27 protein-coding genes are annotated in these 25,184 nt (G+C 48.9%); 9 read left to right on the forward strand and 18 right to left on the reverse strand.

Annotation, left to right across the window (positions count from 1 at the left end; genetic code table 11):
• Window positions 1-8: 8 nt before the first annotated feature.
• From AC0THY_RS16905 to AC0THY_RS16930, 6 genes are all read right to left on the reverse strand, one after another.
• Entirely contained in the window at window positions 9-1,646 is a 1,638-nt protein-coding gene (locus AC0THY_RS16905) for an ABC transporter substrate-binding protein (RefSeq protein WP_489991762.1), read from the reverse strand.
• Between the two features lie 121 nt (window positions 1,647-1,767).
• Complete coding sequence (gene hydF, locus AC0THY_RS16910; protein ID WP_489991763.1) at window positions 1,768-2,967, reverse strand: [FeFe] hydrogenase H-cluster maturation GTPase HydF; 1,200 nt, start codon at window positions 2,965-2,967, stop codon at window positions 1,768-1,770.
• A 17-nt stretch (window positions 2,968-2,984) separates the two neighbouring features.
• Window positions 2,985-4,403, reverse strand: coding sequence for a [FeFe] hydrogenase H-cluster radical SAM maturase HydG (gene hydG, locus AC0THY_RS16915; protein WP_489991764.1), 1,419 nt, complete (start codon window positions 4,401-4,403; stop codon window positions 2,985-2,987).
• A 62-nt stretch (window positions 4,404-4,465) separates the two neighbouring features.
• A complete protein-coding gene (hydE, locus tag AC0THY_RS16920) occupies window positions 4,466-5,566 on the reverse strand; it encodes a [FeFe] hydrogenase H-cluster radical SAM maturase HydE (protein ID WP_489991765.1) in 1,101 nt (366 codons plus the stop codon).
• 22 nt (window positions 5,567-5,588) lie between these two features.
• Window positions 5,589-5,846, reverse strand: a complete 258-nt coding sequence (locus tag AC0THY_RS16925) for a TM1266 family iron-only hydrogenase system putative regulator (protein ID WP_489991766.1) — start codon at window positions 5,844-5,846, stop codon at window positions 5,589-5,591.
• 306 nt (window positions 5,847-6,152) lie between these two features.
• Window positions 6,153-7,091, reverse strand: coding sequence for a carbohydrate kinase family protein (locus AC0THY_RS16930; protein ID WP_489991767.1), 939 nt, complete (start codon window positions 7,089-7,091; stop codon window positions 6,153-6,155).
• A 482-nt stretch (window positions 7,092-7,573) separates the two neighbouring features.
• Here AC0THY_RS16930 and AC0THY_RS16935 point away from each other — a divergent pair, with 482 nt between their 5' ends.
• The 5 genes from AC0THY_RS16935 to AC0THY_RS16955 all read left to right on the forward strand — a co-directional run bounded on the left by AC0THY_RS16935 (window position 7,574) and on the right by AC0THY_RS16955 (window position 10,855).
• A complete protein-coding gene (locus AC0THY_RS16935; protein ID WP_489991768.1) occupies window positions 7,574-8,308 on the forward strand; it encodes a tRNA lysidine(34) synthetase in 735 nt (244 codons plus the stop codon).
• 104 nt (window positions 8,309-8,412) lie between these two features.
• Window positions 8,413-8,934, forward strand: coding sequence for a flavodoxin family protein BilS (gene bilS / locus AC0THY_RS16940; protein ID WP_489991769.1), 522 nt, complete (start codon window positions 8,413-8,415; stop codon window positions 8,932-8,934).
• Between the two features lie 55 nt (window positions 8,935-8,989).
• Window positions 8,990-9,385: a hypothetical protein gene (locus AC0THY_RS16945; protein ID WP_489991770.1), complete on the forward strand. Its 396-nt coding sequence runs from the start codon at window positions 8,990-8,992 to the stop codon at window positions 9,383-9,385.
• Between the two features lie 8 nt (window positions 9,386-9,393).
• Entirely contained in the window at window positions 9,394-10,236 is an 843-nt protein-coding gene (locus tag AC0THY_RS16950) for a DUF5685 family protein (protein ID WP_489991771.1), read from the forward strand.
• Between the two features lies 1 nt (window position 10,237).
• Window positions 10,238-10,855 (forward strand): DnaJ domain-containing protein, encoded by a 618-nt coding sequence (locus AC0THY_RS16955; protein ID WP_489991772.1) that lies wholly within the window; start codon window positions 10,238-10,240, stop codon window positions 10,853-10,855.
• On the opposite strand, the gene AC0THY_RS16960 is transcribed toward AC0THY_RS16955, so the two are convergent.
• The 6 genes from AC0THY_RS16960 to AC0THY_RS16985 all read right to left on the reverse strand — a co-directional run bounded on the left by AC0THY_RS16960 (window position 10,821) and on the right by AC0THY_RS16985 (window position 17,223).
• On the reverse strand, window positions 10,821-11,627 hold the full coding sequence (locus AC0THY_RS16960; protein WP_489991773.1) for a PHP domain-containing protein: 807 nt from the start codon (window positions 11,625-11,627) through the stop codon (window positions 10,821-10,823). The genes AC0THY_RS16955 and AC0THY_RS16960 overlap by 35 nt on opposite strands.
• Before the next feature lie 25 nt (window positions 11,628-11,652).
• Window positions 11,653-13,467 (reverse strand): DUF6320 domain-containing protein, encoded by a 1,815-nt coding sequence (locus tag AC0THY_RS16965; RefSeq protein WP_489991774.1) that lies wholly within the window; start codon window positions 13,465-13,467, stop codon window positions 11,653-11,655.
• A 3-nt stretch (window positions 13,468-13,470) separates the two neighbouring features.
• Window positions 13,471-14,403, reverse strand: a complete 933-nt coding sequence (locus AC0THY_RS16970; protein ID WP_489991775.1) for an alpha/beta hydrolase — start codon at window positions 14,401-14,403, stop codon at window positions 13,471-13,473.
• A gap of 7 nt (window positions 14,404-14,410) precedes the next feature.
• A complete protein-coding gene (locus tag AC0THY_RS16975) occupies window positions 14,411-15,205 on the reverse strand; it encodes an SseB family protein (protein WP_489991776.1) in 795 nt (264 codons plus the stop codon).
• Window positions 15,202-15,798: a hypothetical protein gene (locus tag AC0THY_RS16980; RefSeq protein ID WP_489991777.1), complete on the reverse strand. Its 597-nt coding sequence runs from the start codon at window positions 15,796-15,798 to the stop codon at window positions 15,202-15,204. Before AC0THY_RS16980 ends, AC0THY_RS16975 begins: the two co-directional genes overlap by 4 nt.
• 69 nt (window positions 15,799-15,867) lie before the next feature.
• Entirely contained in the window at window positions 15,868-17,223 is a 1,356-nt protein-coding gene (locus AC0THY_RS16985) for an MATE family efflux transporter (protein WP_489991778.1), read from the reverse strand.
• 265 nt (window positions 17,224-17,488) lie between these two features.
• Between AC0THY_RS16985 and AC0THY_RS16990 the strand changes: the two genes are divergently transcribed.
• On the forward strand, window positions 17,489-18,337 hold the full coding sequence (locus AC0THY_RS16990; RefSeq protein WP_489991779.1) for an AraC family transcriptional regulator: 849 nt from the start codon (window positions 17,489-17,491) through the stop codon (window positions 18,335-18,337).
• A 39-nt stretch (window positions 18,338-18,376) separates the two neighbouring features.
• Here AC0THY_RS16990 and AC0THY_RS16995 read toward each other — a convergent pair whose 3' ends face one another.
• Genes AC0THY_RS16995 through AC0THY_RS17005 form a run of 3 tightly spaced genes read right to left on the reverse strand, consistent with a single transcriptional unit; the run spans window position 18,377 to window position 20,949 of the window.
• The gene (locus tag AC0THY_RS16995) at window positions 18,377-19,549 is read right to left on the reverse strand and encodes an NAD(P)-dependent malic enzyme (RefSeq protein WP_489991780.1); all 1,173 of its coding nucleotides are present in this window, start codon (window positions 19,547-19,549) and stop codon (window positions 18,377-18,379) included.
• The gene (locus AC0THY_RS17000) at window positions 19,546-20,514 is read right to left on the reverse strand and encodes an L-lactate dehydrogenase (RefSeq protein ID WP_489991781.1); all 969 of its coding nucleotides are present in this window, start codon (window positions 20,512-20,514) and stop codon (window positions 19,546-19,548) included. Before AC0THY_RS17000 ends, AC0THY_RS16995 begins: the two co-directional genes overlap by 4 nt.
• A 39-nt stretch (window positions 20,515-20,553) precedes the next feature.
• On the reverse strand, window positions 20,554-20,949 hold the full coding sequence (locus AC0THY_RS17005) for a hypothetical protein (protein ID WP_489991782.1): 396 nt from the start codon (window positions 20,947-20,949) through the stop codon (window positions 20,554-20,556).
• A 190-nt stretch (window positions 20,950-21,139) separates the two neighbouring features.
• Between AC0THY_RS17005 and AC0THY_RS17010 the strand changes: the two genes are divergently transcribed.
• From AC0THY_RS17010 to AC0THY_RS17020, 3 genes are read left to right on the forward strand one after another with little or no spacing between them, the layout of a single operon-like run.
• Window positions 21,140-21,439 carry a BMC domain-containing protein gene (locus tag AC0THY_RS17010; RefSeq protein ID WP_489991783.1) on the forward strand — a complete coding sequence of 100 codons (300 nt, stop codon included), beginning with the start codon at window positions 21,140-21,142 and terminating at the stop codon, window positions 21,437-21,439.
• A gap of 21 nt (window positions 21,440-21,460) precedes the next feature.
• Window positions 21,461-21,751: a BMC domain-containing protein gene (locus AC0THY_RS17015; RefSeq protein WP_489991784.1), complete on the forward strand. Its 291-nt coding sequence runs from the start codon at window positions 21,461-21,463 to the stop codon at window positions 21,749-21,751.
• Between the two features lie 56 nt (window positions 21,752-21,807).
• Window positions 21,808-22,398 carry a cytidylate kinase-like family protein gene (locus AC0THY_RS17020; RefSeq protein ID WP_489991785.1) on the forward strand — a complete coding sequence of 197 codons (591 nt, stop codon included), beginning with the start codon at window positions 21,808-21,810 and terminating at the stop codon, window positions 22,396-22,398.
• Between the two features lie 159 nt (window positions 22,399-22,557).
• Here AC0THY_RS17020 and AC0THY_RS17025 read toward each other — a convergent pair whose 3' ends face one another.
• The 3 genes from AC0THY_RS17025 to uxaC form a co-directional block, all read right to left on the reverse strand.
• Window positions 22,558-22,854 carry a DUF6465 family protein gene (locus AC0THY_RS17025; RefSeq protein WP_489991786.1) on the reverse strand — a complete coding sequence of 99 codons (297 nt, stop codon included), beginning with the start codon at window positions 22,852-22,854 and terminating at the stop codon, window positions 22,558-22,560.
• A 287-nt stretch (window positions 22,855-23,141) separates the two neighbouring features.
• Window positions 23,142-23,777: a bifunctional 4-hydroxy-2-oxoglutarate aldolase/2-dehydro-3-deoxy-phosphogluconate aldolase gene (locus AC0THY_RS17030; protein ID WP_489991787.1), complete on the reverse strand. Its 636-nt coding sequence runs from the start codon at window positions 23,775-23,777 to the stop codon at window positions 23,142-23,144.
• The gene (gene uxaC / locus AC0THY_RS17035; protein WP_489991788.1) at window positions 23,774-25,177 is read right to left on the reverse strand and encodes a glucuronate isomerase; all 1,404 of its coding nucleotides are present in this window, start codon (window positions 25,175-25,177) and stop codon (window positions 23,774-23,776) included. Before uxaC ends, AC0THY_RS17030 begins: the two co-directional genes overlap by 4 nt.
• Between the last annotated feature and the right edge of the window lie 7 nt (window positions 25,178-25,184).

Here is a 25,184-nt window from a genome sequence, read left to right on the forward strand (position 1 = left end):
TATACCCCTTACTCCCAGTTCCACTGGTCTACATTATTTACGATAGACCATCCATGTCCATGGGGATGAATTTTTTGTTCTGCCACCTGAAGACCGGCCCGCACAAAGTACAGATGGTCCACATTGCACAACCAGATCCAGGGAATATCTCCCTCCTGGGTGATTCCTGTGCTTCCATCCCACTGAGCCTTCTGCCACAGTTCATAGGATTCCTCCAGGCTGGATGCCTTCAAAGCCTGGTCCATATAGCTGTCCACCGTCTCGTTGGCGTAAGGGGAATACTGGGCAGTGCCCGTATCCTTTATAGTATGATAAATATTGTAGAGCTCCATGGGGGTGTGCGCTCCCCATCCCCACATGAGGGGCTGTGACTGCGCATTGTCATAGGCCACATCCCAACCGGCTCCCTCTGTTGTCACCTCGATCCCCAGCTCTTTCAGCTGGTTCTTAACCGCTTCTGCAAGCGCCTGGCGGACAGAGTCCTCGGGATTAAACATCAGGGTAAAGGCTGCCTTCACATCATCCTTTTCCCGGATACCGTCGCTTCCTTCCTTCCATCCCGCATCTTCCAGAAGTTTTTTGGCTCCTTCCAGGTCATACTCCACCTGGGCCTCTGCATTATACCAGGGCATTTTGTCACACACGCTGTAGGCAGGCGTTCCGTGTCCGCTCAGCACATTGTCAATCATCTCCTGGCGGTTAATCCCGATATTGATGGCGCGCCGCACCTGCACATCCTTCAGGAAATCATTTCCATACGTAATTCCATCCTTCTCCTCTGCAGCTATCGCGGGAAGGTTGAACCCCCGGTTATCTACAGAGGCTACAGAGAGCAGTCCAAAGCCATCCACCGCCTGATCCGCATAGGAAGCTGCCGTGTGGGCCACATCCACCTGCCCCGCCTGGGCTGCGGCCAGGGCTGCCTCCTCCTCCATAAAGAGTACAGTCAGCTTTTTGATTTTAGGAGCCTCCCCGTAATAATCCGGATTTGCTTCAAAAATCACCTGCTGTCCTTTATCCCACTGCTTCATAATATATCTTCCGGAGCCAACCGGATGCTGTCCATAATTCTCATCATAGGCGTGCTCCGGTACAATTCCCACAATCGCCATGGTATAGGGCCAAATAGAAAACGGCGTTTCCATATGAAACTCTACGGTGGTGTCATCTACAGCAACCGCTTCTTTCAACATAGTGAAGTCATTGACTGTACTCTTCTCCTTCACATTATTATAGGTAAAAGCCACATCCGCAGCGGTCAGAGGCTCTCCGTCCGTAAATTTCACATTATCCCGGATCTTAACCGTCCAGATAAGGCCGTCCTCACTGCTGGAATAATCCGTGGCCAAATCTTTCTCAATCTTCAAATCTGTGGTGGTCGTAGTCAAAGTGCTCTGAATCAGAGGCTCATGTACATGCTCCCCTGCCCCCCAACCGTATGCGGGATCAAATCCGGACTCAGGCTCAGAGCTGGTGGGCATGGTCACCACCACGGAATCCTTCTCGGTAACCGTCTTTCCGCCGCTCGCCGCCTCACTGTTCTGTGCTGTCTCTGTCGTTTTATCCGTGCCTGACTGCGAACATCCTGAGAGCAAGCCCACTGCCAGACATCCTGCACATAATATACTGATAATTTTTCTCTTCATAAGTACTCTCCTTAGATTTGTCGAAACTTTAACAAGCGCTTATGAGTAAGAGTATACCAGCTGATTTTCACGGGCACAAGCCGGTCGGGGGGTTATTTTTTCTTTTCTTTCACATAAAAAATCAGAGCAGTCTGTAGACCTCAGGAAATGCCTGCACACTCCTCCTTAAGATTCCCTGGACATAGGCAATCAGGATTCCGTAGTTTGTCATGGGAATACCGGCATCCCTGGCACAGGCAATCCGATACTTTACTTCCCGCTCATTCAGGGTACATGCCCCGCAGTGGACAATGAGCCGGTACCTTGACAGATCCTCCGGGAACTCCACACCGCTGGTAAAGGTAAACCTCAGCTTTTTCCCGGTATGCGCCTGCAGCCACCCAGGCAGCTTCACGGTTCCGATATCCTCACACTGCCGGTGATGGGTACATCCTTCACAGATCAGCACCTGATCCCCGTCCGTCAGCTCTTCCACTGCCCGCACCCCTTCCACAAATGTCTGAAGCTCCCCCTTGTAACGCGCAAACAGTATTGAAAAAGAGGTGAGCATAATATCCTCCGGAGTATTCCTGGAGACCTGTGCAAAAACCTGGCTGTCCGTAATCACCATACGCGGCTTTTTTGCCAGATCTTCCAGGGTTTGTCCTAGTTCTCTCTCTCTCACCACGATAGCTGTCCCGCCGGACTCCAGTATATCGCGAATCGTCTGCTGTTGGGGCAGGATCAGACGCCCCTTGGGGGCCGCCTTGTCGATGGGCACCACCAGCACTGCGAAGTCAGAGGGTGAGAGCAGATCCCCCACAATCCTGCGCTCTGTAACTTCCTCCGGCCTTTGTGCTGCAATCAGCTCTTTCAATTCCCGTACATTTTCCCCTGTCTCACTGCTGACAGCAATGCTGTTTTTTTGGGGACAGACAAAATCTTGAACCAAATCCTTCTTATTATATACCAACACATAGGGGATCTGCTTGTCCCGGATGCGCTCCAGCAATGCCTCATCCTCCTGTGTCATCCCGGTAACTGCATCCACCACCAGCACCGCGATATCTGTCTTGTTGAGTACCTGATAGCTTTTCTTAACGCGCAGAGCGCCCAGCTCCCCCTCATCATCGATCCCCGGAGTATCGATCATTACCACCGGTCCTAAGGGAAGGAGTTCCATGGCCTTGGAAACCGGATCTGTGGTGGTCCCCTTCACATCCGAGACAATCGCCAGGCTCTGTCCCGTCATTGCATTTATCACACTGGATTTCCCGGCATTCCTCTTTCCGAAAATACCGATATGTACCCTCTCTGCCGAGGGTGTGCTGTTCAATCCCATCCTGTTCCTCCTCAATGTTAAAACCGGAAATCCCGCTTGCCCTGTTCTATATCCCGCAGATTTCTCTTGGCAATCTCTCTGATCTTATCTCTGGGCACCTTATCAATCTCCCTGGCAATCAAAGCCTCCCCGATCTTCTTCGTATCCTCAGAGGCATAGTCCATGAGATATTCTTTAAGCGTCATCAGGGCGTTTGGATGGCAGCAGTTTTGAATCTGACCGCTCTTGCAAAGGCTCATAAACCGGTCCCCTGTTCGCCCCTCCCGGTAGCATGCTGTGCAGAAGCTGGGTATGTAACCGAGGCGCATCAGCCAGTTTACCACCTCATCCAGGGTCCTGGTATCGCTCACATCAAACTGGGCTGAATTGTCCTCCTCCGGCTCCGGTTCCACATAACCTCCCACGCTGGTGCGGGACCCGCCGCTGATCTGGGAGATCCCAAGGTGAAGCACCCGCTCCCTGCATTTCTGACTCTCTCTGGTGGACACAATCATGCCGGTATAGGGTACCGCGATACGGATACAGGCCACCAGCTTCGCAAAGGTATCGTCGTCAATTCCGTTGTCAAACGCGTCCGGATCAATGTCATCCGCATGGCGGATACGTGGAACGCTGATGGTATGCGGTCCTACACCAAAGGCTGCCTCCAGATGCTCCGCATGCATCAACAAGCCTGCGAACTCATAGCGGTAAAGCTCCAGTCCAAAGAGCACTCCGATCCCCACATCGTCGATCCCCCCCTCCATTGCCCGGTCCATTGCCTCTGTGTGGTAGGCATAGTCATGCTTAGGTCCTGTGGGGTGCAGCTTTAAATAGCTTTCTCTGTGGTAGGTCTCCTGAAACAGGATATAGGTTCCGATTCCAGCATCCTTTAGCTTCCGGTAATTTTCTACAGTAGTAGCCGCAATATTCACATTTACTCTGCGGATCGCCCCGTTCTTGTGTTTAATGCTGTAGATGGTCTGAATACTCTCCAGTACATATTCGATGGGATTGTTCACCGGGTCTTCCCCTGTCTCCAGCGCCAGCCTCTTGTGCCCCATATCCTGAAGCGCGATGACTTCCCTGCGTATTTCCTCCTGGGTCAGCTTCTTGCGCACAATATGCTTGTTTTTTGCGTGGTACGGACAGTACACACAGCCATTGACACAGTAATTTGACAGATACAGGGGTGCAAACATCACAATCCGATTGCCGTAAAAGTCCTTTTTAATCTGCTCTGCCAGAGCATAGATCTCCTGGTTTTTCTCCTCAATATCACAGTCCAGAAGCACCATGGCCTCTCTGTGGGAGAGTCCCTTCCTCAGTCTTGCCTTCTCAAGTATTTTTTCAATAAGTACCTCATTGTGCCTGTTGGCTCGGGCGTACTCCAAGGTATCCAGTATCTCCTGATGGTCAATAAATTCTTCTGCCTTTCCAGATTTTACATTATACATTGTTTTTCCTCACTCTCTTCTTTTGCTTTTATGTAGTTTTTTTACAGCCTTTTCGTCTGACACTATCCTTCCCGCACAGCTTCACAGGCTTTGCACAGACCGCTTTGCAGTGGCTTTACCGGATCTCCCCTTGTGACTGCCACCTGGTAACCGATGGTGCGAACGCGCTCTCTGAGCTCCTCAAGGGTCTCCGCCGCCTCCGCGCCTGTGCTGATCTTATTGTCATAGAGCATATATTTATCCCTCACCTCCACTGGGGAGAGATTGGGCATAACCACATTGGCGCCTGCCAGGATACCCAGCTCACGTCCTCTGGGATGGATGGTTCCCAGGGCGGTCGTGGCCGGAATCAAAGCCTCCGGCAGCATCAGGCGCAGTAGTCCCACCATAAACAGGGTCAGTTCCAGAGTTCCACTCTGCATTTTACAAAACGGCGTGTCCCTGTGGGAGATAAAAGGGCCAATCCCCACCATCTGGGGGGAGAGCTCTTTGATAAAGGCCATATCCTCTGCCAGATACTCCGGCGTCTGCCAGGGTGACTCCACCATGAAGCCAGTCCCCACCTGATAGCCTATCTCCTTTAAATCATAAAGGCAGCGTATACGCTCTTTCAGACTCAGGTTCGGGGGATGCAGCCTCCGGTAGTGGACTTCGTTGGCTGTCTCGTGGCGCAGCAGATACCGGTCCGCCCCTGCGTCAAAGTATTTCTGGTAACTCTGTCTGGACCGCTCCCCAACCGAAAGGGTAATGGCGCAGTCCGGATGCGCCTGTCTGATACTGCGTATCAAATACGCAAGACGTTCGTCCGTAAAATACTCATCCTCCCCGCCCTGGAGGACAAAGGTGCGGAATCCCAGCTCATATCCACTCTTGCATCTCTCCAGAATCTCCTCAAAATGCAGACGGTATCTGGGGATGTTTTCATTTCCCATCCGGATACCGCAATAATAGCAGTCATTGCGGCAGTAGTTGGTAAACTCAATCAATCCCCTTATGTAGACTTCTTTTCCGTAACAGCTCTGCTGTACTTCCCTGGCTTTTTCAAACAGATATTCGGCGGAATCCCGGGTTCTCTGTGCAATCAGTGCCGCAAATTCTTCTCTTCTTAAGTTCTGAGTCTCATACAGCTTATCAATCAATGTCTTCTGCTGTACAGGCATCATATTCTTCCACCTCCCTTTTCCATCATTCTGCCTGGGGCAGTTTGGAATAGACCGTCTTGCTGCTGACTCCCGAAAGCATTCCCAGCTTTCCGGAAAGGGCACTGATCTCTGCCTGGGGCGCATCCAAAATCACGCTGATCACAGAAACCTTTTTGGGGTGGTAGGGAACCCCCATGCGCCCCACCACATAGTGTGCATACTGATGAAGGATGGCATTCAGCTCCTCCACCGAACCGCTGTCCTCCACAATAATGGCAATTACTGCTATCCTTGTCTCCAAATCATTACCTCCCTATTGAATATGAAAAGAATTCCGCTAGCTCTGCATTTAGTTACATCTACGTTATTAAAAAAGAATCCTGCGCGCAGGATTCTCCGCCTGCGGCGGGGCTGTCCCGGCAGCCATCTTCCACTCCGCCGCAGTGCGATCCCGCCCGGAGGGCTTTTTATATCATAGGGAATTCCGAAGGACTTTCCTATGATACAAAAAAAGTGCGCTCTATAGGCGCACTTCTGGTGTCTTTTATACATCAGCAAGCAGCCCATCCCCCTCAGGTGTAACCCTTTAAAGTCCGGAAACTTTACTTTATCTGTAACTGTTCACATATGCCTCAATGTCCTCTTTGTACGGAAGAGCGGGAATTCCTCCCATCTTTTGTACGCAGAGTCCGCCGGATGCATTGCCGTACTCCAGGGACCTCCTGACAATTTCCTCTGTCAGGTCCTTCACGGTATCTACACCACTCATAAGGATTTTGGATAGGAATCCACCCCAAAAGGCATCCCCCGCTCCTGTGGCATCCACTGCCTTTACTTTATGTCCGTAAATCCGTCCCTCGCTGCCGTTGTAGAAATACTTGGCTCCGTCTGAACCCAGCGTTTCTATTACTACAGTAATCCCATGCTCTTTCATAAACGCAGGAATGTTCGTCTCCCCGCCCACAAAGTTCAACTCTTCCTCTGAAATCTTTAAGAAATCTATGTACGGGAGCACCTGATTCACCACTGCCTTGGCTGCCTCCTCACTCTCCCAGACCGTATCCCGGTAATTCACGTCATAGCTCACCATCCTGCCCTTCTCCTTTGCCAGCTTTAGGGCAAACAGGGTTGCCTCCCTGGCCGGTTCCCGGGACATTCCAAAGGAGCCTGCCTGTATCAGACGGGTATTCTTTATATGCTCTTCCTTTACATCCGCCTTTTCAAGCAGCATATCCGCTCCCGGCTTCCTCGCAAACGTAAAGGAGCGCTCCCCGTTCTCATACAGGGTGACAAAGGCCAGTGTTGTGATCGCTTCATCCGTCAGGTCGGGGCAAAGCACCGCCACCTTTTCCTTCTCCAGTGTGTCCTTTAAAAAACGTCCAAAGTCATCATTTCCCAGTTTTCCTAAGAAGCCCACATCCAGACCGTTTCTGGCCATGGCAATACAGGCATTGGCTGGGGCGCCGCCGGCATTTCTTTTGTAAACCCCAGGTTCACTTCCAGGTGTAAAGTCAATCAGCATTTCACCAACACATATCGCATCCATTCCTGATCCTCCACTATTTTGCTAGATTTGTGGTAACTGTTCAGTACCTTCACAGTTACATGCAAAAATCCATTTCAAATCACCTTCGGTGATGGGATTTTTGCACTCCTGAATCATTTTCTTACGGTCTGCGTAAAAAATGTGCAGACCTGCTGAATAGTTATGATTTGTCTCTATTATATAATAGAACACTACAAAAATGCAATTCACTTCTTGACTTTTTACTTTATATCGGGAATAATAGTAACAGTTCAGACGGAGCAGAGCTGTTACTTGTGTTACCGCCCGGGTGACTGTGTTCCGCAACCGAGAACTTCCCAAAAACTTGTTGGGAAATCGCCTGGATAGCATGTTCTTTCGCCTAAGAGAAACAGCTTCCTGCGCCGGAGGATGCGTCCGCCTCAACCAGTAACGAACCTCCCCCGTCTGCACTGTTACGAATAATAAGTGCCGATACCGATTTACATAAAGAGGAGCATTTCATGAAACTACAACAATTATTAAGCTTTACCAGAAAGGCTGTTGATGAATACCAGATGATTGAAGATGGAGACAAAATTGCTGTGGGCATCTCCGGTGGCAAGGACAGCCTGACTATGCTGCATGCCCTGCGGGGCCTACAGCGCTTTTACCCAAAGCACTTTGAACTACAAGCCATTACCGTCAGCCTGGGATATGAGGACTTCAACCTAGACCCTATCAGAGAGCTCTGCCGCAGTCTTGAAGTCCCTTATCAGGTAGTGGACACAAAGATCGCCCGGATCATCTTTGATGAGCGCAGGGAACCCAACCCCTGCTCTCTCTGCGCCAAGATGCGCAAGGGGGCTTTTAATGAGGAGGCCAAACGCCTGGGGTGCAACAAGGTTGCCTATGCCCACCACAGGGATGACATCATTGAGACCATGCTGCTCTCCCTGATCTTTGAGGGGCGCTTTCACTCTTTCTCTCCCCGGACTTATCTGGACCGGATGGATCTCACAGTGATACGCCCGCTGATGTTTGTCAGTGAGGCGGATGTGATCGGATTTAAAAACAAATACGGCCTTCCCGTAGTCAAAAGTCCCTGCCCGGCGGACGGTTATACAAAGCGTCAGTATGCCAAAGATCTGATCCGCCAGTTAAACCAGGAACATCCGGGCGTAAAAGAGCGCATGTTTACCGCTGTCTTAAACGGAAATATTCAGGGATGGCCGGAGCGTAGCCCTCACAAACGCTAGGCGGATTTTGAAGTATTTATAAATACTTCATACTTTTTTAGATTCCATATATTTTATTTTCCGCACCAGTATGCTATTCTTATACAAGAATAGGAAGTGATGAAATGAAAGTACAAGTACTCTACGTCAGCGGTACGGGAAACACGGAAAAAATTGCGGAAAGCATCTACCGTGCAATCCCTGAAGCCGCAAAGGATATTAAACGCCTGGACTCCTGCTCTGAGAAACGCAGTGCAGACACATATTTTATAGGATTCTGGGCTAACCGTGGCTCTGCCAGCATGGAGGTGCTGGACTATCTGTCCGAACTGCACGGCAAAAACATCGCTCTCTTTTGCACCTGCGGCATGGGCTGTGATCCAGCTTATTACAAAAAGATTGAAAACAGCGTAGCTGCCTTTATCCCGGACGATAACCAATATCTGGGGGCCTTCTTCTGTCAGGGAAAGATGCCCATGCGCATCCGTGAAAAGTATGAGCATATGATGACAGCTGAAAATGAGGCCCAGGTTCAGAAACTGATTCACAATTTTGATGCAGCCTTGCTGCATCCCAATGCAGAAGACTTTGCAAATGCTGCACGTTTTACCGATTCTGTATTTGAGCAGATGCCAACTACAAGGTAAATGGCCATGTCCACAGATGTGGACACTACAATAAAGGAAAGCAGGAAGAAAACCTATGAAAGAAAAGTTTCAAAGATTTATGACAGGACGCTATGGAGTGGATGATCTGTCAAAATTTATGCTCTACGCTCTGCTGGCGCTGTGCATTATCAGTATTTTTGTCCGCAGCTCCATCCTCAATGTGATATTGCTGCTTGGTCTGCTGCTCATCTATTTCCGTATGCTTTCCAAAAACCATACAAAGCGCTACCAGGAAAATGTAAAATTCCTGCAGATAAAGGATAAAGTGCTGCACTCCTTTCGGCGAGAGAAAAATATCGCCATCCAGAAAAAGGACTTCCGCATTTATACCTGCCCCTCCTGCAAACAAAAAATCCGAATTCCCAAGGGAAAGGGGAAAGTATGCGTTACCTGCCCCAAATGCCAGACGGAATTTATCAAAAGAAGCTAGAGGAAACCATGTTTGGATATATCACCGTTAACCAACCGGAACTAAAAATAAAACATTACAACCGCTACCGCTCTTACTACTGCGGCCTGTGCCAGGCCCTGGGGGAGCGGTACGGACGTATTGGGCAGGCTACGCTCACCTACGATATGACTTTTCTGGTAATCCTGCTCACAGGTCTCTATGAAACACCGGGCACACCCCAGGAACACCGCTGCATCGCCCATCCTGCGAAAAAGCATACCATGTTCCGCAATGCCTGTTCAGACTATGCGGCGGATATGAACATTCTGCTGGCATACCACAACTGTATGGACGACTGGTTTGACGACAAAAGCCTTGTAAAGCTCTCCACTGCCAAACTCCTGGAGAAAAAGTATAACAGCCTGGAGCAGACCTATCCCCGGCAGGTTCGGGCTATGGAGTCCTATATCCAAAATGTACATAAAAGCGAGAAGGCAAACCTGGACGATCTGGACCAGGTTTCCGGGTATACAGGAAAACTGTTGGGTGAGTTGTTTGTTTGGAAAGAGGACGAGTGGAGCGGTGTACTCAGGCGAATGGGGTTCTTTCTGGGAAAGTTCATCTATCTGATGGATGCCTATGATGACCTGAACAGAGACGAAAAGAAGCGCCATTACAACCCCTGGAGCTTTTATAAAGACCGGCCAGATTTTCAGGAGTACTGCAAAAGTGTACTTACCATGATGATGGCGGAATGTGCCGGAGAATTTGAACGCCTTCCCATACTGCTGGACGCAGAGATACTTCGTAATATTTTGTATTCCGGTATTTGGACAAAGTATGATATACTGGTAAAGAACAAAAAAAAGAAGCAGGAGAACGAAAAATAAAATGATGTCAGATCCATACGAGATACTGGGAATCAGCAGAAACGCCACGGATGAAGAGGTCAAAAAAGCCTACCGCCAGCTCAGCCGCAAGTATCATCCGGACGCAAATGTAAATGCACCCAATCTTGAGCAGATAGAAGAAAAATTTAAAGAAATCCAGCAGGCTTACCATCAGATCATGGATGAGCGGGAACACGGATATTCCTCCAGTGCCTATGGCTCTTACGGTTCCTACGGATCAGGAGGCGGCAGCCAGTCTTACTCCACCGAGAGTTCCGTCAAGATGCAGGCTGCGGCCAACTTCATCAACTCACGTCACTTTCGGGAGGCTTTAAACGTTCTGAACGATATCTCTGACCACTCCTCACAGTGGTATTTTTTGAGTGCTGTGGCAAATGCCGGACTCGGTAACAATATAAAAGCCCAGGAGCTGATCTCCCAGGCTGTGGCTATGGAGCCTAATAATATGCAATACCGCCAGTTCCAGCAGCAGTTAGAGTTTGGGGGCAGTTGGTACAATACCATGGGACGAACTTACGAAAGCCCCCTCTCCGGAAACAACTGGTGTCTGAACATTTGTCTGCTTAACTTGTTTTGTAGCTGCTGTCGTCCTTGTTGAGCACCAGATATTTGGCCTTATTATGCCGCTTTCTGACCCTCATCAGGCCTGCGGTTTTGTTGTATAGCCAAAAGGAATAGACAAGTAAGCTGTTGATCTTTCCGATCTTTTCCTTTGTAGTGCCCCTGTAATAATCGCCCCCGCTTCTGATGGGGGCTTTTTCTTTTACCGCTTTGATCAGCTGGGTTTCGGTAGTAATCTTATCCGCGAATTTCGTATAAGCCATACCCACACACTCTGCCTTGTGGGCATCGCTTCCACCAAACCCTGGCAGGAAGAATTCCCTGGCAAGCTCTTTTGCCCTCCGGTTGCTCTCCGGGGATTCGCAGGCGTTAAAGGTCTCCACAAAGTCAAACCTCTTCATAATATCCTTATTTTTCCGGTACAGCCTGGTATTTGCATAGCTCATATACTTTTCTCCGCAGGGATGGGCCGGTCCCAGGATTCCTCCGTAGGCGTGCACCACTGTGATAAGCAACGCCAGCGGCATTCCCCTCACCTCCAGAATACGCGGCTTTACGCCCTCCGGCATCACCACCAGGATATGTCCCGCATTGATGGTATCATACTCTATACCCTTTAACACCACAAAATCCTTATACTTCTGTTCCTTAATCTCATTTTTCCAGAACCGGTATCCATTGTAGGAATTGTGGTCCGTCACCAGCATTCCGTCAAATCCCTTTTCCTTTAGGATACAGATATACTCCTCAATACTTACCTTGCCGTCTATGGACCCCTCTTTTGTATGACAATGCATATCAAATTTCATTAGATCCCACCCTTTCTATCTTTACCTAGACGTGAAACTTTTTGTGCAGCTCTGCAGCCAGCTCTCTTCTCCGAAAAATAGACAGAGCTGCCAGAGATAAGAAAGATATGCCGATGCAGACCACACTTGGCGCCGTAACCTGTACCAATCCAAGCAGCACAAACAGAACAGGAACCAGACCGGTCACTCCTGAAATCAGGAAATAAATCATATAGTCCTTTGCCTTTAGGCCTCCTGCCTTGGTAACTACCGTCAGTGTTGCCAGTGTCAAAAGCACTGTCAGCGGAAACACATATTCCAGTGACCATCCTCTCCAGCCCATGACCGCATCCCAGGCTGCGCAGACACCAATGATCAGCATCTGCTGCCAGACAATATTTTTCAACAGATTGCGCCTTTTATAATAACCCACACTCACAGCCAGCCACATGCACAGGATTCCTCCTGCCCCAAAGAACGACCACCAGACATGTGGCGTAAATATCATATTTACCATTACCCCGGCAACAGCCAGTGCAACGCACACAAAAGAGAACCACTGCAGAAACAGAACACTACCAAGCTTCTGTGGAGCAGGTTCTGGTAATTTCTGCTCATACAGACTGACCTTTACTCCCAGCTGTTCCAAAATGCGGAAAAAGTTCCGCTGAATATTCATATTCTCAAAGCGTGAGGTGAAGCTTAGCATTGTTTTATCCTGAAAAGAACACATACAAAGCTCGATCTTGGGTGTGCTGGTGTACACATGAAACAGCTCAATATATCTCTGGTATTCCTCTGGCATATTGATTACACCCATATTGGAGAAAATAGCGCTCACATCTTTTTCCGCCAGTTTTGCCCCTGCCTGCAGACAGAGATTCTTCAGCTCCAGGGGAGCCAGACGAAGCAGCAGATTGTGCTCCAGACTGATTAGCTCATCCATCCTGGCAGCTATTTTTTCTCTGGTGAGCTCTTCCTCAAAGAACTTCTTTGTATGATCCAGGACATCCTCAAAGGAATCCTCCCCCTCACCAAACTGGTATCCTGGATCGATCCAGCTAAAAAAATTCAGCATGGATGCGGATGGAAAATATTTTCTCAGATTCACAGGAACCATCAAAACCACCGGATGCCTCTCCTGCCTGGGGCTCATCTCCCCGTGGACAGAACAGAGAAACACTGCAGTCAAAAGCACAGTAATTGAGACACCTCTGCTGCGCGCCGCAGATACCAGTTCCCTTGCTGACACCTGGCCTTCAGTGATCTTCAGTTCCCCATATTCTGTCTTGGGCGACCTGATCTGGAAAGAGCGAACCTTCTTCTTCCTCTTTCCCCTGGTTCCGGTATAGTACTTGGAAAAACTGTCATCCTCCCGGTCATGAACCGTGACTGCTTCATCCCCAATGGGAGTCTCACACTCAAAGTCCTCCGGATGGGCCAGCAGAAGGTAGTTTTTGACAAGCTCTTTCAAAAACAGGGTGGCCCCTGTGCCGTCGGTAAGGGCATGATAAACCTCAAAGTTTATTCTCTGCCTGTAATACGTCACCTCAAATAAAAGGTTTTTTTTATCGTGAATGTAGATGCTGCTGCACGGAAGTCTGGACTCCTCCCCCACCACAGGGTCAAGCTCGCTCTTCTCCAGATAATACCAAAACATCCCTTTGCGCATCACAGAGCAGAACATTGGATAGACCTGCACCGTTTTATCCAATGCCTTCTGTAATAGCATCCCATCAATCGTCTCTTTTAATTCACAGGAAAACCGAAAAACTCTTGTATCCCGTTTTCCGCTGGTGGCAGGAAATATCTTAGCCGCATTGTCCAGCTTACGCCAGCGCGAAGATCCCGCATTCAGCATTTTCTAGACCCCTTTCAAAAAATCATTGATCAGCCGGAAACTTTCTTCCACATAAAAATGTTTGATACCCAGGGCAAAATACCCATGCAGAGCATCCGCAATCCGGTGCACTTCCACCTGATTTCCTGCACTTCGCAGCTTTTCCCCGTACGCCTCCCCCTCATCCCTGAGGGGATCAAATTCAGCGGTGAGAATCAGTGTTCTTGGCATACCAGTCACATCCTCCGCCAGCATGGGGGCAAACAGAGGATTTTGAAAATCTTCCGGAGCCCCTGCATAGAGCTTTAGATAGTCGTTCATTTTCCGGGCAGTCAGCAGATATCCCGAACCATTTTCATGGACAGAGGGAAAGGGTGACTGTTCCGAATAGTCATTGTATGTGGCCGGGTAGATGAGAATCTGCCTGGAGGGCATAAACTCTCCCCTCTCCTTTGCCAACAAACAGAGGGCTGCTGCCAGGTTTCCCCCTGCACTGTCTCCAATCAGAGTGATACGCTCCGGCGCGGTGTGCATGAATAGCTCATTCATAAAGATAGCCCTGGCCGCTGCATAGCAGTCCATTAGCCCCGTGGGAAAGGGGTACTCCGGCGCCAGTCTGTAGTCCACAGACACAACCACATGGCCAGTACTCTGCGCCATTCTGGCACAGACCCGGTCATAGTTTTCAGCCTGCTCCGTAACCCAGCCGCCCCCGTGAAAGAACAGCATCACCGGATAGGTGTTGCCTATCGTCCCGGGGCCTTTGAGCGCCTCCGCATTGGGCAGATAAATCCTCAGCGGCACCTCATGCTCCCCATTGTAAACCTTTTCGTCTATGGTCTTGTAAAAGATCTTCATAGGGTCCAAGGCCTTTAAATTGGCCAAATGTCTGGAAGCCTCCACCTCAATTCCGCCGTAGGACAGGGCTTTTAAGACCGCCCTTACGGCTTTGCTCATAGGCATCCTATTTCAGCTGTTCTTTCATCAGTACCACATGAACACCCAGAGGATTGATCACAATTCCCTTGGCCTGGGGAACCACCACCTCATGCAGCTTGGCAAACGGGACAACCGCTGGGCGGAAATTTTTGTCCCTGTTAAATTTGTTGAATTCTCCAATGTCTGAACACACTGGCTGAAACATATTTTCATCGGATAGCTTCATCAGAGGCACTTGCTTGTCATCCTGCACCGGCACAATAAATGTGCCCTTACGCATATTGGCAAGCATCTCCTCCTCCATCTCCTTCATTTCCTGATTGGGCTTAACCCCCTTTTCTCTGCGCAGCATCTGCATGAGATAGATGGCCGTCAGCTGAAATTGAGGATTGTCCACGCGCACCTTACCCTCCGGCAGGCTGCTGTAATCCGGAGGAATCACCAGTTCACGGACCTGAATCCGCATCTCATCCTCCCCTTTATCCACAACCATGGCATTCACCCCAATAAAATAAAGACTGGAGTAAAAGGATAAAAAGTTCTCCTTGGGGAATTTCACCACCTGAACGGGAATCTTTGCCTCCTGAAACACCTTGGCCGTCTCCAGCGCGTTCTCCTCTTTCCGGAAGATATAGATCTGGTCGTCAAAGCTCTCCTCATCGCATTGGATATAGGGCATTCTTGTGCATCTTGAAAAAAGCACAAACACCTCATCCATATTCTTCAGCTGCTCCAGTAAAAATCTCTTTTTTGTGTTTACCTCTGTCATCTCTTTTTCCTCTCGTTTTTCTAAATTGTCCAAAAAGCCATACTTCTTCAAGTATGGCTCCTCTTATCTCTCTTCGCGGAATTCTCCCGCTTATTATTTAAGAACTGGAATATCATACCCAATATACCCACAATCACTCCAGTGATGATGAGGACTCTGCTCTGTTCAATGTGCAGCATAGTCAGCACTAAGGTGCTCAGCTGAACCCCTCCCTGCAGGGAGGACACCACAATGATCACCGGTTTCACAAACCAAACAGCAAAAATCCCTGTGACAATCCCAATCCCGACGCACAACAGATACATCCATCCCGTATCCGCCTGAATCAGCAGTACAGAGATCGCAAATGCCATCAGAGCGCCCACCAGAAACACCCCGGCAAGATAGGCTTTGAACGCCAGAGCCGCAAACAGGGCTGCCGTCAAAAGGCCAACCGTCACTGGTATCCAGGGCGAGTCCACAAACTGTTCCGAGATATAACTGCCCAGATAAAATCCAGCCGCAAATCCAATGAGTGTGGTCCACACCTTCAAAAACCGGTAGCCAAAGAAACAGCCAACCAGCGCAAACAGAATCCCCGCTGCTCCTGCAATCCATGCAAAACCACCTGGTAAATTTCCTGTCAGACTCTGCACTGTCTCCATCCGCAACTACCCCCTCACTGAAGTCGCTACTATTATAGCACAGATTCGCACAAAATCCTAGTTCCAAATTTACGGCACCTGGGGTTTTACTTTCATTTTTACTTCCATCTTTCTCACAGTGGCAAAGAACGCGATGGTCAGTGGGATACAGGCTCCCAGCCAGGCCAGGGGATTGGACCAGCATGCCCCCGCAAATCCGAAATATTGCGCTAAAAACACAGCGGAAAATGTCCTCATGACCAATTCCATCACCCCAGCAACTGTGGGCATCACGCCTTTTCCCAGCCCCTGCAGGGTAAAGCGGAAGATAAAGAGCATCGCCAGCAGAAAATACATGCTTCCATTGATGATCAGATAGGTCTGTGCCAGGGAGGCCACTTCAGGCTCCCCCGGTCCCACAAAGATTCCTGCCAGCTGATATCCTGCAAAAATATTCACCAGTCCCATCACAACGGCAAACCCCACAGAAATCAGGCTGCACTGGAGCACACCTCTGCGGATGCGCTCTGTTTTCCCTGCTCCGTAATTCTGGGCAGCGTAGGTGGCCATTGTGGTTCCGAAAGAATTCATGGGCTGGGTTGCAATCTGGTCAATCTTCTGCGCTGCTGTAAACGCTGCCACGGCCACAGCTCCCAGACCGTTCAGGGCAAACTGCAGCACTACAGCCCCAATGGCAATGATTGACATCTGAAACGCCATGGGAAAGGCTACCTTTGCATGCTGGATTAGTTCCCACTTGGTTACCCTCCATTCCTCCCGGGTCAGATGCAGGATCGGAAGCCGTCTCTTTATGTAAAAAAGACATAAGACCCCGGACACCATCTGCGCGATAATCGTTGCCCAGGCAGCTCCGGCCACGCCCATTTTAAAAACCAAGATACAGACAAAATCCAGGGCAATATTCAGAACACAGGCTACTACCAGGAAGAACAGCGGAGTCTTGCTGTCCCCCAGGGCACGGATGATATTTGAGAGCAGATTAAACAGCATACTGGCCACAATCCCTCCGAAAATCACAATTACATACCGGCAGGCATCGTCAATGATCTCAGGAGGTGTCCGCATGAGCTCCAAAATGGGCCTGGTCAGCGGTACCGCCAGCGCCGTCAACGCAACGGTTACCCCCGCACTGAGCCATACACCGGCCGCCACACTTTTTCGCACTCCCTTCTCGTCACCAGCACCGAACCGCTGGGCCGTCAGAATCGACAGGCCGGAAGTGAGTCCCATGGCAAATCCCAAAATTAAAAACGTGATACTGCCAGTACATCCCACCGCGGCCAGTGCATTCACCCCAATGGTTCTCCCCACAATCAAAGTGTCCGCCATACTGTAAAACTGCTGAAATATATTCCCGATCAACAGGGGAATGGTAAAGAGTACAATCAGTTTTGCAGGGCTTCCCTCTGTTAGATTTTTTGTCATTTCATCTCCTCCTTATTTTTTAGTCACGCTGTAAATGCGCAGATCTGTTGAATAATTACATCACGCTATATTATAATCTTTTGACAAAAAAGTAGAATGTCATTTCTTGCACTCTTTATGTATTATTTTGGTGTACGTTCCTGTTTATACATTCACAGTAACAGGCTTATATTTTTCTCGCAATTCTCGTGGGAAAGAGATATAATACCTGTAGTAATCTATACTGTTTTAGCGGACACATTAAAAATGAAAGGAAGGTACATCTATGTCCAGCCAGCAATACGATATCACCTACGATGACTTAAATCCCACCTTTCTGTTCACCTGCTGTACAAAACGCACGGAATCTGAGGACAATTATCACTGTCACGACCATCTGGAGCTCTGCATCATCTCCAGCGGGCAGGGCATTTTTCATATTGATGGGCAAGACCTCCCCGTCAAAGCGGGAGATCTGATTATTCTGAATCCCGGGACTTATCACCAAAGTCTGGTCTCCCATCCCCAAAACTGTACGGTGGAGTACTACATAGGATTCTGTGATATCCATATACGGGATCTGGAGCGGGACAGACTGCCTCTGCTGGGCGGCAGCGTAATACTTCCAATGGCTGACGGCATTAAACAGGACGTTTTCAAGATCTGTTCATCTATGGCAAAAGAATTTCAGACCTGTCAGCCTGGACGCTACTTTATGCTCAAGGCTTATCTGATCCAGATCATCCTGCTGCTTCTGAGAGAACAAAAAAATACAGCCGAGGCATGCGGGGGCTGTATCTTTGAGTCAACCAACAAAAAATATGTGGTTCGCCGCATGATCACCTACTTTGAGGAGCATTACCGGGAGAAGATTTCCCTCGATCAGGTCGCCCGCAATATGTATTTAAGTCCCTTTTACATCTCCAAAATATTTAAGAGTGAAACCGGGGACACCCCCATCAATTATCTGATCCGACTGCGCATGGAGCGGGCCAGGGATCTGATGGAAAGCCGTCGGTCCCTAACCATACAGGACGTGGCTTCACAGGTGGGATACGAGGATGTGAGTCATTTCAGCAAACTATTTAAAAAGCTCTACGGAACAGCCCCTTCCAGATACCGCAGCAGTATCTGAAAGGGGCTGCTCTATTTTTATATGTCAGATTCTCGTATATCAGATTCTGTTAACTCCCGTCTTTGTGGCAGCTTCGGCCACTGCCTTTGCCACCGCTTTTGCCACTCTCTTGTCAAAGGGATTCGGGATAATGTAATCCGGTGTCAGTTCTTTCTCGTCAATAAGATCAGCAATGGCATATGCAGCAGCCACCTTCATCTCATCATTGATATCTCTTGCGCGGACATCCAGTGCTCCCCTGAAGATACCCGGGAATGCCAGTACATTGTTAATCTGATTGGGGAAATCACTGCGGCCTGTGCCCACAACTGCCGCACCGGCTGCCTTTGCCAGATCCGGCATAATCTCCGGAACCGGATTCGCCATGGGGAAGAGAATAGGGTTGGGTGCCATGGACTTCACCATCTCCTCCGTCACAGTCCCCGGAGCAGACACGCCGATAAAGACGTCAGCCCCTTTGAGCACCTCTGCCAGACTTCCCTTTTTCTGGCTCTTATTGCTGATCTTGGCCATCTCGGCTTTCTCCTCATTCAAGCCTTCCCTGCCCTCATAGATCGCGCCCTGGCGGTCACACATGATCACGTCCTTAAGTCCAAGGCTTACCAGCAGCTTGATAATTGCAATACCCGCTGCTCCTGCGCCTGAAGTAACCACTGTGATATCTTCCAGCTTTCTTCCTGTCAGCTTCAATGCGTTCAGGAGCGCAGCTGTGGTCACCACCGCGGTTCCGTGCTGGTCATCGTGGAAGATAGGGATGTCACAGCATTCTTTTAGTTTTCTCTCGATCTCAAAACAGCGGGGCGCAGAGATATCCTCCAGGTTCACGCCCCCAAAGCTGCCTGCCAGCAGACGGACCGTGTTGACAATCTCATCCACATCCTTGGTTCTCACGCACAGCGGGAAGGCATCCACATCCCCAAAGCTTTTAAACAGTACACATTTCCCCTCCATCACCGGCATGCCGGCTTCCGGTCCGATATCGCCAAGTCCCAGCACTGCGGTTCCGTCCGTTACCACAGCAACCATATTGTGACGCCTTGTATATACATAGGACAGATCCACATCCTCTGAGATTTTCAGGCAGGGTTCCGCTACTCCCGGGGTATAGGCAATGGACAAATCCTCCGGAGTCTTAAGCTCTGCTCTGCTGATCACTTCAATCTTTCCCTGCCATTCTTCGTGTTTCTTCAGTGCTATCTCTTTTTTATTCATGCGATACTTTCTCCTCTCTTTTCATCAGTTACTTTATCCCAAAATTCCCGCAGTGTGCGGGCTGATTGGTCCATAGCTTGTTTTTCCTGCTCGTTCAGCGGAAGGCTGATTGCCCTTGAAACGCCCCGGCTGTTCAGCACACATGGGAGGCTGATGGCAACTCCCTGCCAGTCACCAAACTGTCTATCCAGGACATGTGCAACCGGCAGAATCGCGTTCTCATTTCCGGATATTGCCTCCACGATTCTAGATGTGGTCATCGCAATGCCGTAGAAGGTGGCGCCCTTTAGAGAGATAATCTCAGCGCCTGCGTCCTTTGCCTTATGGGCAATCATCTCCTTATCCAGGTCAATCCGGCTGTTTTCCAGAAAATCTTCAATGTTTTCCCCGCCCACAGTGGCTCTGCTCCATATGGGTACCTGGCTGTCTCCGTGTTCGCCCAGAATATAGGCATTGATATCGCACACATCCACTTTGCACACATCGCTGAGCAGAGACCTAAAACGCGCCGTATCCAGCGAAGTTCCGGTTCCGATCACCTGGCTGGCCGCAAGACCTGACTCCTGAAGGACCGCCATGGTCAGGATATCCACAGGATTGGACACTACCACCAGAATCGGGTCCTTGGCGTACTCCATAATCTTTTGGGTTATGCTCCTGGCAATGGATACATTGGTTTGTGCCAGCTCCAGCCTGGTCTGCCCCGGCTTTCTGGAAATACCCGCGGTGATAATAATAATCTTGGCATCCGCACACTCCTCATATCCACCCTTTCGAATCTGAGTCTGCCGGAAAAATGCAGTTCCGTGTGAGATATCCAGCGCGCTGCCCATGGCCCTCTCCTCATTTAAATCCACCAGAACAATATCCCTCGCCTGTTTTCGGAGCATCAGCGTATAGCTGATTGCCTCCCCTACATTGCCCGCGCCGATTACCACTATTTTATTTTTTTTATAAGCTGTCAATTTTTTGCTCCTCTCTGCTTTTTCTTAGTTTCATTTAATCTAAAAAGCTGCTGCCGGAGGAGCCCTTCTGCCCAGGTTGGAATCCGGAAAACGGTATACTCTAATCTGTATTCTTTTTAACGAAATCCATCCCAGAAGCATTTCATAAGCCCTGAAAAAGAAATACCCCAGAGCCATTGCCAGACGTATGGATGCGCTTCTCTGCCTTTGCAGGCGGTTGAAAATATGTCCGGCGCCCTGCTTCCCGCTGAACACAGCCTGGAATTCTCTGTCCTTGCTGTGCACAGATGAATAACCGTAATCCTGTGCCCTGCTCATCTTTCCTGAGAGATTGATAAGCAAAACTGAATTTACCGTTCCTGAAAAAATTTGCAGCACAAAAAAGAAAAAAATCAGAATTGCTGCTACTTTACTGCGTTTGCAATATTTCCCCATTTTTTCTCCTTTTTCTGCGTTAAAACTTTGACAAATTCGAATTCATTATATCGTAAAAAGCCGCAAATATCAATCATTTTTGCCATACTTTGTTTTGCTTAGTTTTTTGTTGTTTTATGCTTGCTTTTCCCTGTTTTTCCTATTATAATAGAGATAAGAATATGTAGAATTTTAGAGATCGGAGGACAATATGGCTGGAAAATATGAGGGACAGGCAATTGGTATTTTTGAATTAGATAATCTATGCGCCTGCTTTGTTGCCCTGGATGCAGCTTCCAAGGCTGCCAATGTGAGTATTCAAAGTGTTGAGAGAAACCGTTTAAAATGGGGGGCCTGTGTAAAAATGAGGGGCAGTGTATCTGATGTACACGCTGCTATGGACGCTGCTCTTCAGACTGCCAGACCCATGGCCCAGATCGTTCACCATACCATCATCGCTGCTCCTGCCGCAGGTACGGAGCGAGCAATTGAAATGACCATCAACAAATAAACATGGAGAAGGGGAAATAAGATGATATACGGAGCACTCGGATTAGTAGAAGTACTGGGCACCGCCAACGCCATACTGGCAGTGGACCATATGCTGAAGGCGGCAGACGTAAGGTTTCAGACCTGGCACACCAAATGCGGCGGTCACACACTGATATTTATGAGCGGAGATGTATCCGCTGTATCAGCCGCTGTAGACAGCGTTAAAGGAAACGCTCCCTGCGAAATTTTCAACACTGCTGTAATCTCAAGTCCCTCTCGGGAAACCAAACGCCTGGTAGAGGAGTTTACCGCAAAGCAGAAAAAGAACTAAAGTGTTACTTTAATTATATGCCATATCATATCTGGCTGTGAAAAGGAGGGATTTTAATGGCAGACCATAAAATCATTACGATCTCCAGGACTTTCGGAAGTGGAGGACGGGCCATCGGAGAAAAACTGGCCAAAGAACTGGGCATTTCCTTTTATGACAAGAACCTGCTGCATCTCATGTCGGAAAAAACCGGCATCAGCGAGGACGGTCTGGAAAATGCAGATGAAAAGCTTCTGAACCGCTTCATCGATCCCTACGCTATAATCAGCGGACAGGACCACAGCACCAACCTCTATCTCTACCGTATTGAGAAGAAGATTATCTTAGATCTGGTTGAAAAGGAGTCCTGTGTCATTGTGGGACGTCTGGCTGACTGGATCTTAAAAGACGATCCACGTGTCCTGAAGGTCTTCATCACTGCACCGGAAAAAGACCGCATCTCCCGCATTATGGAGTGTGAAAATGTAACCCAGCGTGAAGCCGAAAAACTTATGCGCCAGGTGGACAAGCTGCGACGCAATTACTACTCTTTCTTCACAGACGGAAAATGGATGGACTTTGGGAATCGGGATGTTATTCTCAACAGCTCATTGAAAGGAATTGACGGATCCGTGGAAATATTAAAGTACATAACACAGATGCCATAATATTCAAGAAGTGTGTCATCAAACACTACTCCGGATTCCAGGCATATGCAAAAATTTTACTGTCTGCATAATGATACAGAACAAGAGACAGCCGCATGGACAATGTCAAGCGGCTGTCTCCTCTATTTTTCGTAACAGTTCAGCCAAGCTGCCCTATTACTATTTTTCCTCTCCTTCAAATAGGCTGATGCTTCCTGTCACATCTCCATTTAGTACATAGAATACCTTATCCTCTTCCGGTTTGATATAGAGGTCCATATTCTTCAAATTTTTCACATCATGTCCCAAATGCTCCCACTCGCTGTTTACTCTATGTACAATTTCATCCGTTTTTACTTCATTTCCGCTGTGCTGGATAAAAAGAGCGGTCTGCACCTCGGCCTTTGTGACGGTCTGCTCTACCGTTGCTTCCTTAGCAGAAGCTGCCTGCTTTTTTAAAATTCGTTTTTTTGCCATATCAAGATCCCCTTTCATTTATACGGAATCTATTATAATGCTTTTGCCACGGATTGTCAAAAACCTGAAGGATTTTCTCTTCTCAGACAAGGAGCAGGCGTAACAGTTCAGACGGGGCAGGTTCGTTATTGGCTAGGGGGACGCTTCCTCCGGCGCAGGGCTATGCTTCGTGGATACGTCCGCGAAGCATAGCCCTGCGCCGGAGGAAGCTGTTTCTTTTAGCCGGAAGAACGCACTACCCAGGCGATTTACAAACAAACTTTGGGGAAGTTCTATTTTCCTGAGCCTTATATACTTTCTGCAATCCGGGCTGCCTCTCTGGCCAGCCTTTCTATCTCGTCAAAGTCCTCTTTTTCAATCAATTCCGGCCTTACCATCCAACTTCCTCCGCAGGCAACCACTGAGGGACACCTCAGATAATCTCCCACATTTTCTGCACTGATTCCGCCGGTGGGCATAAAGCGCACCATGTGAAAAGGTGCGGAGAGCGCCTTAATCATGGTCAGTCCTCCCGACGGTTCGGACGGAAAAAATTTTACCACTTTCAAACCAAACTCTAAAGCCTGTTCAATATCCCCGGGATTGCTGCAGCCTGGCAATATGGGGATCTGCCTCTCCATACAGTGTCGAACTGTACGCGGATTCAGGCCGGGACTAACGATAAATTCTGCTCCTGCCGATACGGCCTCCTCCACCTGCTGGACTGTGAGGACCGTCCCTGCTCCCACCAGCATTTTAGGCTGGGCTTTTCTCATAAGGCGGATGCCCTCTTTAGCAGCCTCAGTCCGAAAGGTCACCTCCGCACACGGTAGGCCTCCTCTGCAGAGCGCATCTGCCAGAGGCGCTGCTTTTGTCTCATCGTGTAATACCACAACGGGAATAATCTTAATTCCTTCAATTTTCTTTATCACATCCTGTGTCATGACTCCTCCAATCCGAAATACCTGACTGCATTTCTATAGCAAATATTCTCTATCATTGATTTTATATACCCCTCATCCATTGGATATTCTCCGTTCTCCACCCAACAGGCAATTCGGTTGCATATAATACGCCTAAAATATTCATGTCTGGGAAAGGAGAGGAAGCTCCTGGAATCCGTCACCATACCAATAAAGGTGCTGATCAGTCCCTGGCTGGCCAGAATCTCCAGGTGTTCTTCCATTCCCCTCCTGTGGTCATTAAACCACCAGGCAGAGCCCAACTGAACTTTCCCTTTTATCCCATCTCCCTGAAAGCAGCCTGCCAGGCAGGCCAGCATTGGGGTATCCTTGGGATTCAGACAATACAGCACGGTTTTGGGAAGGTGCCCCAAGTTCTCCGCAACACTAAGCAGCCCGCCAACCTGGGATGCGTAGTTTTCATCATTCATACTGTCAAAACCGGCATCGGCTCCCAGACGCGCAAACCCTTTTTTTGAGTTATTCCGCAGCGCTCCAATATGCAGCTGCATGACAATTCCCCTGGAAGCATAGGAGCGGGCCAGGCGGCAGAGTATATACCCCTCATACATTCCCCTCTCCTGGTCCGACAAAGCCTCTCCCCTCATCCGTCTCTGCAGTGCAGCATCCGCCTCCTGCCTCCCAGCCTCCGGGCAGATGAGCCTTTCAAGGCTGTGATCTGATACGAGACATCCATTCTGTACAAAGAAATCTAATCTCTGTTCCAAACAGTTCATCAAGTCCTCCGTATTCAGAATATCGATTCCAGCCGCATTTTGCAAGGAATGGAGGTAGTCCGGAAAATCAGTTCTCCCGATCTGTAATATGCGGTCAGGCCGAAAAGTAGGCAGTATCTTGACGGAAAAGGTCTCTCTCAGCTTTTTGTGGTATGCTAAATCATCTACAGGGTCATCCGTGGTACATAGGGCCATTACATTCTGGTCCTTCAAAAGGCTTTGGGGTGTAAACGCTCTTTCCTTTAGTATCCGGCTGCTTTTATCCCAGATCTCCCGGGCGTTTTCCTTTGTAAGAGGCTGACAAATCCCAAAATATCTCTGAAGTTCCAGATGCGTCCAATGATAAAGCGGATTTCCCATGCAGTTTTGAACCACCTTGGCCCATGCCTGAAACTGTTCAAAGCTCCCAGTATTCTCTGTAACCAGTTCTTCCGAAATGCCATAGGCCCGCATTGCCCTCCATTTATAATGGTCATGGGCAAGCCACAGCTCTCCCAGATTCAGACATCTCTTATTTTCATAAATCTCTCTTGCTGATAAATGATTGTGAAAGTCAAAAATTGGCATGGGTTCAGCCCACTGGTGATAGAGTTTTCTGGCTGTGGGAGTCTGCAACAAAAAATCTTCGTCCATAAATGGCTTCATATACGTT

Source organism: Ruminococcus sp. 8Y-12 (assembly GCF_058119865.1).